The organism is Enterococcus wangshanyuanii, from assembly GCF_002197645.1.
GTDB classification, from domain to species: domain Bacteria; phylum Bacillota; class Bacilli; order Lactobacillales; family Enterococcaceae; genus Enterococcus_L; species Enterococcus_L wangshanyuanii.
Window position 1 is genome coordinate 2,104,203 of record NZ_CP021874.1, and the last position, 12,444, is coordinate 2,116,646.

General features: G+C 40.0%; 13 protein-coding genes. 2 read left to right on the forward strand and 11 right to left on the reverse strand.

From position 1 onward, the window contains the following. Positions 1-23 precede the first annotated feature (23 nt). The 3 genes from CC204_RS10410 to CC204_RS10420 all read right to left on the reverse strand — a co-directional run bounded on the left by CC204_RS10410 (position 24) and on the right by CC204_RS10420 (position 3,540). A complete protein-coding gene (locus tag CC204_RS10410) occupies positions 24-1,490 on the reverse strand; it encodes an ABC transporter substrate-binding protein (RefSeq protein ID WP_088270066.1) in 1,467 nt (488 codons plus the stop codon). Positions 1,491-1,656: 166 nt separating this feature from the next. Beyond that, positions 1,657-2,577 carry a carbohydrate ABC transporter permease gene (locus CC204_RS10415; protein ID WP_087641974.1) on the reverse strand — a complete coding sequence of 307 codons (921 nt, stop codon included), beginning with the start codon at positions 2,575-2,577 and terminating at the stop codon, positions 1,657-1,659. Between the two features lie 15 nt (positions 2,578-2,592). Then, the gene (locus CC204_RS10420) at positions 2,593-3,540 is read right to left on the reverse strand and encodes an ABC transporter permease (protein WP_088270067.1); all 948 of its coding nucleotides are present in this window, start codon (positions 3,538-3,540) and stop codon (positions 2,593-2,595) included. Positions 3,541-3,711: 171 nt separating this feature from the next. On the opposite strand from CC204_RS10420, the gene CC204_RS10425 reads away from it, so the two are divergent. Next, positions 3,712-4,047: a RidA family protein gene (locus CC204_RS10425; RefSeq protein ID WP_088270068.1), complete on the forward strand. Its 336-nt coding sequence runs from the start codon at positions 3,712-3,714 to the stop codon at positions 4,045-4,047. Positions 4,048-4,233: 186 nt separating this feature from the next. Here CC204_RS10425 and CC204_RS10430 read toward each other — a convergent pair whose 3' ends face one another. The 8 genes from CC204_RS10430 to CC204_RS10465 form a co-directional block, all read right to left on the reverse strand. After that, positions 4,234-5,166 (reverse strand): D-ribose ABC transporter substrate-binding protein, encoded by a 933-nt coding sequence (locus CC204_RS10430; protein ID WP_088270069.1) that lies wholly within the window; start codon positions 5,164-5,166, stop codon positions 4,234-4,236. 22 nt (positions 5,167-5,188) lie between these two features. After that, the gene (locus CC204_RS10435) at positions 5,189-6,133 is read right to left on the reverse strand and encodes an ABC transporter permease (RefSeq protein WP_087641970.1); all 945 of its coding nucleotides are present in this window, start codon (positions 6,131-6,133) and stop codon (positions 5,189-5,191) included. A 2-nt stretch (positions 6,134-6,135) separates the two neighbouring features. Further along, positions 6,136-7,617 carry a sugar ABC transporter ATP-binding protein gene (locus CC204_RS10440; protein ID WP_088270070.1) on the reverse strand — a complete coding sequence of 494 codons (1,482 nt, stop codon included), beginning with the start codon at positions 7,615-7,617 and terminating at the stop codon, positions 6,136-6,138. Positions 7,618-7,637: 20 nt separating this feature from the next. Then, a complete protein-coding gene (rbsD, locus tag CC204_RS10445; protein ID WP_088270071.1) occupies positions 7,638-8,027 on the reverse strand; it encodes a D-ribose pyranase in 390 nt (129 codons plus the stop codon). Continuing rightward, entirely contained in the window at positions 8,024-8,905 is an 882-nt protein-coding gene (gene rbsK / locus CC204_RS10450; protein WP_227011127.1) for a ribokinase, read from the reverse strand. The genes rbsD and rbsK overlap by 4 nt, the downstream gene beginning before the upstream one ends. Positions 8,906-8,984: 79 nt before the next feature. Continuing rightward, positions 8,985-9,944, reverse strand: coding sequence for a LacI family DNA-binding transcriptional regulator (locus CC204_RS10455; RefSeq protein ID WP_088270073.1), 960 nt, complete (start codon positions 9,942-9,944; stop codon positions 8,985-8,987). Between the two features lie 138 nt (positions 9,945-10,082). Then, positions 10,083-10,685 (reverse strand): class I SAM-dependent methyltransferase, encoded by a 603-nt coding sequence (locus CC204_RS10460; RefSeq protein WP_088270074.1) that lies wholly within the window; start codon positions 10,683-10,685, stop codon positions 10,083-10,085. Positions 10,686-10,695: 10 nt separating this feature from the next. Further along, complete coding sequence (locus tag CC204_RS10465; protein ID WP_088270075.1) at positions 10,696-11,286, reverse strand: SGNH/GDSL hydrolase family protein; 591 nt, start codon at positions 11,284-11,286, stop codon at positions 10,696-10,698. 198 nt (positions 11,287-11,484) lie between these two features. Here CC204_RS10465 and coaA point away from each other — a divergent pair, with 198 nt between their 5' ends. After that, complete coding sequence (gene coaA, locus CC204_RS10470; RefSeq protein WP_088270076.1) at positions 11,485-12,408, forward strand: type I pantothenate kinase; 924 nt, start codon at positions 11,485-11,487, stop codon at positions 12,406-12,408. The last annotated feature ends 36 nt before the right edge of the window (positions 12,409-12,444 follow it).

The following is a 12,444-nucleotide window of genomic DNA, read 5'->3' on the forward strand; positions in this document are numbered from 1 at the left end:
ATCACCTGGCTCTTCAGCTCGCTCTATTTTTTCAAGAACGCGTCATATTGTTTTTGCATTTCTGTTTGTACTTTCTCATATCCGGCATTATCTAAAGCTTCTTTCATTTTAGGAATCGTTACTTCCGGATCGACAGTCCCTGTATTTAAGCCATCCAGATATTGACTCATGACATTAGCGATATTACTTAATTCTGTTTTCACACTTGATGTTACAAAATTAAAGCCTAAAATTGGGGAAGTTTCTGCTTTTGCAATCGATTCATCACGTTCTTTGATCATGTCATCTGTGATCGTATCTTGTGTATAAAGGATCTTATTATTTCCTGTATTCCAAGCGGCTAGATGCGTATTTGGTTTGTAGCCGTCCAACAATTTGATTTTATCTTCTTTTCCAGAGATTTTCTCCCAAGCTTCGCCTTCGATCCCCCAGACCAATCCATTTAATAATTCCGGATCGCTATTCAGTTGTCCCAAGACTTCAACTGCTTTTTCTTTATTTTTAGAAGTATTTGAAACAACAAAATTAGCCATTTGTGCTTGAGCAGTAGATTTCAGTGGTGTCGTGAAAGCTTTAGAAACTAATTCTTGACCTGCAGCATTCGTTAAAATCGTATCGCCATAATCGTAAGGGCCTTGTGTTTCTTGACGAACAAACCATGTATTACCTTCTAACGGAAATTCCGTGTTACTTGTAGCTGCATCTGACGGAATGTAGCCAGCTTGGTACCATTTATGCATTGTTTTCAATGATTCTACAAACTCTTTGTTGTCATATTGATTGATGATTTTATTACCATCGCCGTTTAGGTCTACAGCAAATGGATATTCGTTTCCGATCGGAAAGTCGAAATCACCTTGTACTTTAAATCCTTGACCGATCGCAAAAGCTGCCACATTTGGCTCTTTTTCATGGAAAGCTTTCAAGACATCCTCCGTATCCTGATAGGTTTTGATATCGTCGATCGACAGATCGTATTTATCTAAATACTGCTTATTGAACGTCAATACTTGCTGAGAATAGACATTTCCATTTACCGGAAACGCATACAATTTACCATCAACTAAATTTCCTTGGATATAGGCTTCATCCAGTTGATCATACGCATCTTTCGCAAATTTAGGGGCAAGTTCAGTTAAATCTGCAAATGCTCCTTTTTGTGCATTCGGCACATAGTTATCCGCAAAAGCAATATCGTAATTTTCACCTGATGATACAATTACGCTCATCTTCTTCTTGTAATCACCCCAGCCGATATACTGAATATTTAGCTTCACGCCTGTCTTTTCTTCTAAGCGCTTATTCGCCACTTCCATCAGTGCATCGTAATTATCAGGCTTATCACCGATCTGATACATCAAAAGCGTATTCTCATCTGACTTATTACTGCTGCCAGCTGTCTTTTCTTTACTTCCGCCACTACAGGCTGTCAAAGCACCTAAAAGAACCACTGCTATTCCTGCACTTACGACTTTTTTCCAGTTTTTCATTTCTATTCCTCCTAAATTTATGATCGACACTTGTTAAGAACAGAGACGTTTCACTATCTGCGTGAAGCGCTTTTTCTCTCTCTACTGATTCAACTCAAAAACAGTCTATATTTATACCATTTATAAGTCTACTGAATCTCTTTTTCCCTTCAGTAGACTTATTGGATCACTCTTTCACTCCACCGATCGTCAAACCTTTTACAAAATACTTTTGGAAAAATGGATAGCTTATCGCGATCGGCAGTGTAGAAATCACGACGATCGCCATTCGAGCAGATTCACCTGGAATCGCCGCCATCCCACCAGATAATTGGCTGCTGGCTCCAGCATTTTGAGTCAGATACTGAATGTTATTTTGAATCTTCATCAATAAATACTGTAGTGGAACTAAACTATCTTTTTGAATATACAATAGTGCGTTGAACCAATCATTCCAATACCCTAAAGCTGCAAACAAACTAATTGTCGCAATTCCGGGAACGGCTAATGGTAAAACGATCTGTACAAAAATCCGCAACTCAGATGCGCCATCGATCCGCGCTGATTCAATGATCGAATCTGACACAGACCGTTTGAAAAATGTCCGCATCACGATAATATTAAACGGACTAACGGCCATTGGCAAAATCAATGCCCAAATCGTATCTTTCAACTGCAGTAAATTCGTCATAACCAAATAATTGGCTACCATCCCTGGGGAAAACAGCATCGTAATCAAACAAAATACGGTAAAAAAACGACGGAAGGGAAAGTTCGATCTAGAGATCACATAGGCATATAATGACGTTGCTGTACTATTGATCAATGTTCCTAAAACCGTGACTAACAAGGTCACCATCAACGCTTGAATAATTTTATCATTCATTTGACCAAATAAATACGTATAACCAAATACGCTGAAATCTTGCGGCCAAAAACTATAACCATTGGCTGCCAAGGCTGTTTCACTACTGAACGAGATTGCCACAACAAACAAAAACGGCAAGATACACGAGAGAGCAAAAACAGCGATCAATAGATTAAAGAATAGATTGACCGGTTTATTAAATGAACGAATTTCTACTTTTGACACGGGCTTTTTCTTCAATGTTTTCACTCCTTCTTAGAATAATGCCGATTCACTGTCAAAACGACGAACGATTCCGTTGGTGATCATCAATAAAGCAAATCCAACTGTGGATTGATATAAACCAGCTGCTGCTGTCATCCCGATATCACCCGTGGCAGTCAATCCATTGAAGATATACGTATCTAAAACAGAAGTTACTTCATATAAAGCACCTGAATTTCGAGGAACATTATAGAACAACCCAAAATCGGCTCTAAAAATATTCCCTACAGCTAAAATCGTCATGATCGTCATCAGCGGTAATAATTGGGGAATCGTCACATTTTTGATCTGCTGCCATTTGCTGGCTCCATCGACCATCGCAGCTTCATAATAGGTTGGATCGATGCCCATAACAGAAGCAAAATAAATAATACTGTTATAGCCGATTCCTTTCCAGGTACCAATAAAGACTAAAATAAACGGCCAGTATTTTGCTTCGCTATACCAGTTGATCGGTGTTCCTCCCTGGCTTGAAATCCACTGATTGAAAATCCCCTTATCTGGACTTAAAAAGGCATAAACAAAATACCCGATAATGACCCACGATAAGAAATACGGCAACAGTGACATCGTTTGATACACTTTCACCAAGCGTTTATTCCGAAGCTCGCTCATCACGATTGCAAAAAATACAGAAATGACAAGGTTCAAAGTAATAAAGGTCACGTTGTACAACACTGTATTTTTCGTAATCAAAAAGGCATCATTGGAAGAAAATAAAAACTTGAAGTTCTCCCAGCCAACCCATGGACTTTCTTTCAAACTTGCAATAAAACCATCTGGGGAAATATGAAAATCCTTAAACGCTACGACATTGGTCAAAACTGGAATATAAAAAAAGAAGATCATCCAGACCATCGCCGGAACAGCCATTAGGATCAATGCCTTATACCGCCAAATATTTGAAAAGAAAAGCGCACGCTTTGACTTTCTTTTCATCTGCTCAACTCCTTTCTTCAACTTATTCACAACGAAATTATAGCGCTTTCAACCAAAAATAAGAATAAACAAAATATAGTTATTCCTATAAAAAATATAGATACCTCTTTTCCGCAAAAATCCTTTTCAATTGTGTTATACTCAAAAAAACTTGAAAAGAGGGATTCACTGATGGCTATCTATCAAAGCACAAAAATTGCAGGAAGCAAAAGCTTGTATATTTCTGGTCAAACGCCAAGTAAAGACGGCTTCACTCCTGAAACGATCTCAGAACAAATGGACATAGTTCTAGAAAAAATCCAAGCTGCATTGGAGGAAAATGGATTGACTGTAGAAGAGTTAGTAAAAATCACGATTTACCTTACTCATGTTGATTATCTATCAGGAGCTAGAGAAAAGCTTGCTGCTTTTGTCGGCAGTTCAAAACCAACAGCGACGCTCGTCATTGTTGCCGGCCTGATCGATCCAGCTTTTAAAATCGAAATCGATGGTATTGCAGCCTTTTGATCATTTCACAAAAAAGATTGGGGCGTAACTCTACGAGTTACGCCCCAATCCCTTTAAAAATGAATAGACGGTGGAAATGAAAACTACTACTAAATCACATCCATTTTTAGTATCAAAGATGCTAAAAATCGATGCACTTAGTTTCCAAAGTTGAACACTTCATTTCAACCTTTGTTTTTGCTTTGCTTATTTTGCTTCCATTAATTCTAATGGTGAGTCGATTTTACTTTCAACTTCTTTCCCTTCAAAGTGATCATACGCTGCCTGTAAGGCCAATTTACCCATTTCGACTGGTTGTTGTGCAACCGTTGCCCCCATCGTTCCAGCTTCGACTGCTTTGATTCCATCCTCATTTCCATCAAATCCTACAACTAAGACATCTTTTTTCCCTGCTGCCTTGAGCGCTTCGACTGCCCCAAGAGCCATTTCATCATTTTGTGCAAAAACAGCTTTGATATCCGAATTGGATTGTAGAATGTTCTCCATCACACTCAAGCCTTTCGCACGGTCAAAATCCGCTGACTGGCTTTGTACGACATCCAGATCATTCTTTGCAATATTCTCAAATCCTTTTCCACGCTCACGTGTTGCAGAAGCACCGGGAGTTCCTTCAAGTTGAACTACTTTCGCGCCTTTACCCACTTTTTCGATGATGAAATCAGCGGCCATTTCCCCACCTTTCACATTATCAGAAGCGACTAATGTCAAAATTTCTCCGCCATCAGAACTTCTGTCTAATGCGATCACTGGAATATTCGCCTCATTTGCTGCTTCAACAGCTGGCTGAATCGCAGAAGAATCTACTGGATTGACTAAAATTACATCTACCTTTTGCTGGATCAGATCATCGATATCATTACTTTGTTTGGAGGCATCATTTTGTGCATCTGAGATGATCGTTTTCGTTTTGTTTTCATCTGCCAATGTGGTGATTCCATCTTTGACTGAAACAAAAAACGGATTATTCAATGTGGAAATACTTACACCGACTTTTAGATCTGCTGCTTTTTTCTCCTCTGTTTTCGTATCTCCTTTTGACTCATTGTCTCCTAAAGTTGCTGCTCCACACCCTGATAAAAGTAACCCCGCGGCCATCATCGAAATAAACAGTTTTTTCATGTTGTTTCTCTCCCTTATTTGATTATTTATTTTGTTTTCTATCCAGTAACACTGCAATAATAATGACTAATCCTTTGACGATTTGTTGATAAAAACTAGAAACACCTAATAAATTCAATCCATTATTGATCGTTCCGATGATCAGCGCCCCAATCAGCGTGCCAAACAAACGACCCTTCCCGCCAGACAAACTCGTTCCGCCCAACACAACTGCTGCAATTGCATCCATCTCATACGCCTGTCCTGCTGTTGGCTGAGCTGAATTTAAGCGGGACGTTAAAATGATCCCTGAAATAGAGGCCATCAAACCGGAGATCGTATAGATGATCATTTGAACTCGATCCGTTTTGACTCCTGCAATTTCTGCCGCTTTCAAATTCCCTCCGACAGCATATGTCTTTTTACCAAAGGCGGTTTTGTGCAGAAGAACATATAATAATAGAAAGAAAATCAGCATAACGAAAATTGGAAATGGAACGCCAAATAGATAGCCTTTTCCCATAAACTGAAAAATGAAGCTGTCGCCGATTCCTGTAATTGGGTTACCATCTGTATAAACAAGGGTTGCCCCACGATAAATCGTCATCGTTGCCAAGGTTGCAATAAAAGGTGCCATTTTTCCCTTTGTGATCAAAAGACCATTGATCAGTCCCAAAAATGCGCCTAAAACCATTCCTACCAGCATCGCCAATATAGGAGAAATGCCATTTGCGATCAGCCCGGCTGTCAGTGCCCCAGATAAAGCAAGCGTTGAGCCAACAGACAGATCAATCCCGCCAGTCAAAATAACAAAGCTCATCCCAAAGGCAATCAACGCATTGATGGACACCTGACGCAGTAGATTCAGCAGATTATTCGGTGTAATAAAGCTTGGATTCAATACGGTCACAACGATCACTAAAGCAATCAAAGCTAACAATGGACCTAAAGAACCGAGAGCAAATTTTTTCTTTTTAGTATTTTCCATGATCAGTTTCCTCCTGTAGCTAAGTTCATAATTTTTTCTTGTGAGGCATCAGCTTTCACTACTTCGCCTGCAATCTGTCCTTCTCTGACTACAACGATTCGATCACTTACACTCATCACTTCCGGTAAATCACTTGAGATCATGATGATCGCAACACCGCGCTCTGCCAGCTCATTCATCAAAAGATAAATTTCCCTTTTGGCACCTACATCGACACCTCTTGTTGGTTCATCCAAAATCAAAACTTGCGGACCAATACCGATCCACTTCGCTAGAACGACTTTCTGCTGATTCCCACCAGATAAACTGCTGGCTGGAACCTCCTTATTTTCAGCTTTGACTGTTAAACGTTTCAATAATAACTCTACAAAATCGTCGATCGTTTTTTGCTCCAGTAACCCGCGTTTACTAAATTCATCCACCGAAGGCAATAAAATATTGTCCTCTAAACTAAAATCAAGGATCAGCCCTTCATCTTTTCGGTTTTCAGTGAGGAACCCAATTCCCTTTTTTATCGCCTCTGAAGGCTTATGGATAGCGATTTTCTCTCCATTCAGCAGAATGTCTCCTGAGTCATACGTATCGATCCCGAAAATCCCCCGCATGATCTCTGTTCTGCCGGAACCCATCAGCCCTGAAAAGCCAAGAATCTCTCCTTCTTTCACAGAAAAAGATATATCTTGAAACCCTCCTTTTGAGCTTAAATTTCTAACTTCAAATTTGACTTCGCCGATCGGATTATTTTTTTCGGGATAAAAATCACCGATATCACGACCAACCATATCATGGACGATTTGATTCACGTCGACTTCTGAAATTTGATATAAGCTGACAGATATTCCATCACGCATCACAGTGATCCGATCGCACAAAGCAAAAATTTCTTCCATTCGATGTGAAATGTAAACAATTGCAACACCTTTGTCTTTCAACCCGCGAATAATCTTGAATAAGTTATCGATCTCCGTTTCTGAAAGTGCCGCGGTCGGTTCATCCATGATCAGAACTTTTCCATTTGTCATCAATGATTTGGCGATTTCCAGCATCTGCTGCTGACCAACAGACAGCGTATCGACCTGAGCATCCAGTGCTAAAGAAATATGCAGTTCGTCAAATATTTTCAGCGCTTCTGCCGCCATCCTTTTCGTATCTAACAAACCAAACTTCGTCTTTAACTCTCTATTTAGGTACATATTTTCTAAGACCGTCATATTAGAAAACGTATTCATTTCTTGGTGAATAAATGTGAGCCCAAATTCCTCTGCTTCTTTTGCGTTTTTAAAGTATCGTTCCGTACCATCGATATAAATTTTCCCCGCATCACGCTTATGCAATCCCGTCAGAATATTCATTAATGTTGATTTTCCTGCACCATTTTCGCCCATCAAGGCATGGATTTCACCTGATTTCAGTTCAAAATCCACCCCTTCCAGCACCTTATTTGTTCCAAAACTTTTGCTGATCGCTACCATTTTCACTTCCATGAGACTGCTCCTCTCACTTTCTAAAAGATTACAGCGGACTGTAAAATCACATTTGCATATGGTGTATCTTCTCCTGTACGGATGATCACCTTCACATCATTGCTCAATTGTTTAAACTCTTCATGAGAAACATACGCAATAGAAGGAAGAACGCCTTTTATTTTTTCATGAAGTTCCGTATTATTTTCCTTGATTTCACTCGCTACTATTGCCTTTTCTACCGCAACTTCTGCTAGAATCAGCTCTAAAACGGAGTAAAAAGAGGGGGTGCCTTGTTTCAAGGAAATATCGATTTCTTTGATATGTTCCGGTACAGGCAAGCCACAATCACCAATGATGATTCGGTCTGTATGTCTTAGATCGTCAACTACTTTTGCGATCTCTGAATTTAAAATCCCACGTTTTTTCATACAGTTGCCGCCACCTTCTCATATGCTGGAATCCCACTTTGCGCGCCTTTTGTTTGAATCGCGATTGCTGATGCGGCATTTCCAAGTGCTAAACTTTTTTCGATCGATAAGCCTTCTAAAATTCCTTTAACGAAATAACCATTAAATGTATCTCCAGCTCCCGTCGTGTCCACAACAGTATCTACCTTTTTAGCTGGAACAGTGATTTGTTTTTCTCCATCAAAGAAAACAGCACCTTGATCCCCAAGGGTGATGACCAGTTTGTTCGGATAATTGCGCAGCATTTCTTCTTGACTTTGGTTTGGAAATAATAACAGTGCCTCATGTTCATTCGGAGTTAAATATGTGACTTTATTCAAGTATCTTTCAGAAATTTCTTTTGCCGGTGCTGGATTGTATAACACAGCGATCTGACGCTCAGAACAAAACTCGATCAAATATTCGATCGTTTCCATCGGCATTTCATTTTGCAAAACGATCATATCCATTTGCTCTAGTTTTTCACGGTAAGATTGAACGACCTCGACTGAAATCAAGTCATTTGCACCTGGTACGATAATTATTCGATTATCACCATCCTTGATTTGAATATGCGCTGAGCCGCTCTCAACATTATCATGGGTTTGGATCATCGCTGTGTTGATACCATTGTTTTTCAAATTATCGATCAGCGACCGTCCAAAAGAATCGTTGCCAACAGCTCCTAGCATAAATACATCTAGTTCTGATCGACTTAATGCGATCGCTTGATTCGCCCCTTTACCGCCAAAAAATGTCTGAAATGCCTCACCAACAACTGTTTCGCCTTGGTTCGGGATTATATTGGTTGTTACGACAAAATCCATTGATATACTACCTATTACTGCTACTTTCTTCATTTTCTCATCTCCATCCAGAATGTGTAACCGGTTACCTATGACCATACATTAACATCTTTCGATGGAAATGTAAACCCTTTCAGCGCAAACTTTCTCCTTTTTGTAGTGAGACTGGTAAAATTGTTTCACTCTTTTGCTGCTCTTCACCCGTTAAAAGATCGACCATCAACATCGCTGCCGTCTCCCCAATATCATAAACCGGCTGCTTGATCGTGGTTAATTTTGGGTAGGTCATATCAGCAAAAGGAATCCCGTCATACCCCATGATTTGTAAATCTTCTGGGATGTTCAAGCCTCTTTGCTGTGCCTTTTGCATGATCTTCAGTGCAAGATAATCATTTGAAGCGATTACTGTATCAACACCTTGATACTTTTCAAAAAACGTCTCTGAAATTTTATCGACCTCATCCACATTGAACGAACTCGTTTCAAACACTTCATACGCAAGCTTTTCTGCTTCCAAGGTATCCGTCAAGCCCTTTAATCGTTTTCTAGCACTTTCAAAAGATAAACTACCAGTAATGATCAATAGCTTGTTGAATGCTGTCTTCAAAATCTCTGTCCCAATAATTTGTCCGCCCAAGTAATCATCCGGCAGCACTTTTGTAAAATTCCCTTCATAAACACGGTCGATCCCAACTACAGAGATCCCTTCGATCGGATCGATCGGCAATGCGGTAATGATTCCACTCACATTATTTTGAATGAAGGTCGTAATATACTGCTGCAGCTGTTCTTCTGAATCTGAGGTATTTGCCAAGAGCATCATATAGCCATTTTTGATCAAAGTTTCTTCTATTCCTTTAGCTAAAAGCGGAAAATAAGGATTGGCAATATCCGGTAAAAGTACGCCGATGATTTTTGATTTTTTCTGAAATAAGGAGCGGGCTACTTCATTTGGAACATAATTCAATTCTTCGATCGCTTCAGCGATTTTTTCTCCTGTTTCGCTTCTTACATAACCATTTTTATTGATATATCTGGAAACGCTCGCGACAGATACGCCAGCTCTTTTTGCTACATCTTTGATCGTCACCATTGAAACGCACTCCTGTCTTTTGATCTTATAGGTTCATTTTAGAGGAATGGGGCATAAAAAGATAGTCGCAGCTGATGGCTTTTTTGCTTGCAAAAAAAAGACAGACCATTGATCGCCTGCCTTTACATGTCGATTAGATTATTCTTTGACACTTTTCAAAATATAATACCCTTTATCCTTTGTCACGATTTCTACGTTCCCGAATACATCCAGCATTTTCTTCTCAGCACTAGGTGCGCCTTGTTTTTTCTGGATCACGACAGTCAGCGTACCACCTGTGACAAGGAGCGGATGCGCTTCGCTCAAAATCTCATGAACGACTTTTTTTCCTGCTCGGATCGGTGGATTGCTGATGATCGCAGCGTACTGTTTTTCGTGCAGATCCGCATAAATGTTCGATGGGTGAATATCTACATTTTCCACCTGATTTTTCTTAGCATTCTCTTGTGCCAATGCAACGGCTCGTTGATTGACATCGATCATTTCGACCATTCTTCCGCTCAACGAAGCAAGGGTCAGCCCTATCGGACCATAACCGCAGCCAACATCCAGCAAACGACCTTCTGGCAATTCTTCCCAATCAAACGCATCGATCAATACCCGAGAACCAAAGTCAACGGTATTGCGGGAAAAAACGCCACTGTCTGTCAAAAATTGAAATTTCTTTCCTCTTAATTCAAAAGACCACTGCTCTAGATCGTGAGCAAGATCCGGTTTTTCTGTATAATAATGATTCGCCATTTTCTTCTTCCTAACTATTTTCTTTTGTCATCAGTCTACCTTTTATTTCCCGAACAATCAAGGCAGCTAAAAAGTCGTAGCCTGTTCTAGAAAAATGCAGCCCATCTGCTTGTAAAAACTCGTCTGTGCCAGGATAAACGACCATTGCTTGATACATGTCGATCACAGGAAGCTGATATTTTTCTCCAATGACTTTTACTCGTTCCACATATGTCCGAATCCGGTCATCATCTCTTGTTGGTTTTCGGCCGCAATCGACATAAGGCGGCGTTAATAAAATTACTTTTTCTGCACCGATTTTTTGGACCATCCTTTCAATATTTTCCGCATACTTTTCTAACGGTACCAAATTATCACTATTCGTATCATTAGCACCAAAGAAAATAGTCACTATATCTGGCTGCTCAGCCAGTACGCCTTTTTCTAAACGTTTCATCGCATCTTCTGTTGTATTTCCTGGAAATCCTGCATTGACGATCTGAATATCCTCTAACTGTTGCGCGGCTAGATCCTCCGTGATCAGATTTTGTAAAATCGGCGTGATCGCCTCTTCTCCGTAGCCTGCTGTGATGCTATCACCAAATAGAACTAATTTTTTCATTTCTCAGTCTCCTTCCAAGACTTTTTTCTCTATTTATCATACCACTGAATGATTACTTTTGGCGAAGCAAAGATTTCTCTCATTAATGGTGTTAGGTCTAGTTAAATTGTGTTAAAATAAGACGGAAAGAGCCCTTTTTAGCTAAAAAAGCGAATAAATCGGTTCTTGCGTTAAAATGTTGGCTTTGGTGGAGGAATTATGGACGATAAAATGAATTACTACCCCATTTCCAGAGAGGAATGGCAAGGCTTCTATCATAATGGTAAAGCACCGTTGACAGAAGAAGAACTAGAAAACATCAAAGGCTTCAATGACCAAATCTCACTGCAGGACGTGCAGGATATTTATGTCCCATTGACGCATTTGATTCATTTATATATGAAGGAATTCGAGTCTTTGACTGTCAGCAAAGGGTTGTTTTTGCATGAGTATGTCCCTGTTCCGCCATTTATTATCGGCATTGCAGGAAGCGTAGCTGTTGGGAAAAGTACCACGGCACGTCTCTTGCAGACGATTTTAGCTAGAACCTTCAAACGCCGCAATGTCCAGCTGATCACAACGGACGGCTTTTTGTATCCGAATAAAGTCCTTGAGGAAAAAGGCATCATGGATCGCAAAGGGTTTCCTGAAAGCTACGACATGGAAAAGCTGATCGATTTTTTGAACCAAGTCAAAAACGGTCAGGACGAAATCAAAGCACCGCTTTATTCTCATAGTGTCTATGATATTATCGAAGACGAGTATGAAGTGATTCAGCAGCCGGATATTTTGATCGTTGAAGGAATCAATACGCTTCAACTGCCAGCCAATCAACAAATCTATGTCAGCGACTTCTTCGACTTTTCAGTCTTTATCGATGCCGAGCCTAAGCTGATCGAAAAGTGGTACTTAGAACGTTTCGGCGCTTTGCTGGATACAGCCTTTCTTGAACCGGATAATTACTATTATCAATATGCGATCGGCGACCGTGATGAAGCCTTTGCGATGGCGAAGGAAGTTTGGAAAAATGTCAATTTGAAAAACTTGGAGGAATATATCTTGCCAACACGAGGCAGAGCGGATATTATACTTCATAAGACTGAAAATCATATCATTGATAAGATCTTTATGCGGAAGTACTAAAAGAAATATGTACTACTTAATTTGATTCTAAAGGGG

Bases quoted from the DNA above. Each gene is read 5' to 3' on its own strand.
- rbsD (WP_088270071.1), bottom strand. From the start codon at position 8,027: ATGAAAAAACGTGGGATTTTAAATTCAGAGATCGCAAAAGTAGTTGAC.
- rbsK (WP_227011127.1), bottom strand. From the start codon at position 8,905: ATGAAGAAAGTAGCAGTAATAGGTAGTATATCAATGGATTTTGTCGTA.
- CC204_RS10430 (WP_088270069.1), bottom strand. From the start codon at position 5,166: ATGAAAAAACTGTTTATTTCGATGATGGCCGCGGGGTTACTTTTATCA.
- CC204_RS10460 (WP_088270074.1), bottom strand. From the start codon at position 10,685: ATGGCGAATCATTATTATACAGAAAAACCGGATCTTGCTCACGATCTA.
- CC204_RS10440 (WP_088270070.1), bottom strand. From the start codon at position 7,617: ATGGAAGTGAAAATGGTAGCGATCAGCAAAAGTTTTGGAACAAATAAG.
- coaA (WP_088270076.1), top strand. From the start codon at position 11,485: ATGGACGATAAAATGAATTACTACCCCATTTCCAGAGAGGAATGGCAA.
- CC204_RS10425 (WP_088270068.1), top strand. From the start codon at position 3,712: ATGGCTATCTATCAAAGCACAAAAATTGCAGGAAGCAAAAGCTTGTAT.
- CC204_RS10455 (WP_088270073.1), bottom strand. From the start codon at position 9,944: ATGGTGACGATCAAAGATGTAGCAAAAAGAGCTGGCGTATCTGTCGCG.
- CC204_RS10420 (WP_088270067.1), bottom strand. From the start codon at position 3,540: ATGAAAAGAAAGTCAAAGCGTGCGCTTTTCTTTTCAAATATTTGGCGG.
- CC204_RS10410 (WP_088270066.1), bottom strand. From the start codon at position 1,490: ATGAAAAACTGGAAAAAAGTCGTAAGTGCAGGAATAGCAGTGGTTCTT.
- CC204_RS10465 (WP_088270075.1), bottom strand. From the start codon at position 11,286: ATGAAAAAATTAGTTCTATTTGGTGATAGCATCACAGCAGGCTACGGA.
- CC204_RS10435 (WP_087641970.1), bottom strand. From the start codon at position 6,133: ATGGAAAATACTAAAAAGAAAAAATTTGCTCTCGGTTCTTTAGGTCCA.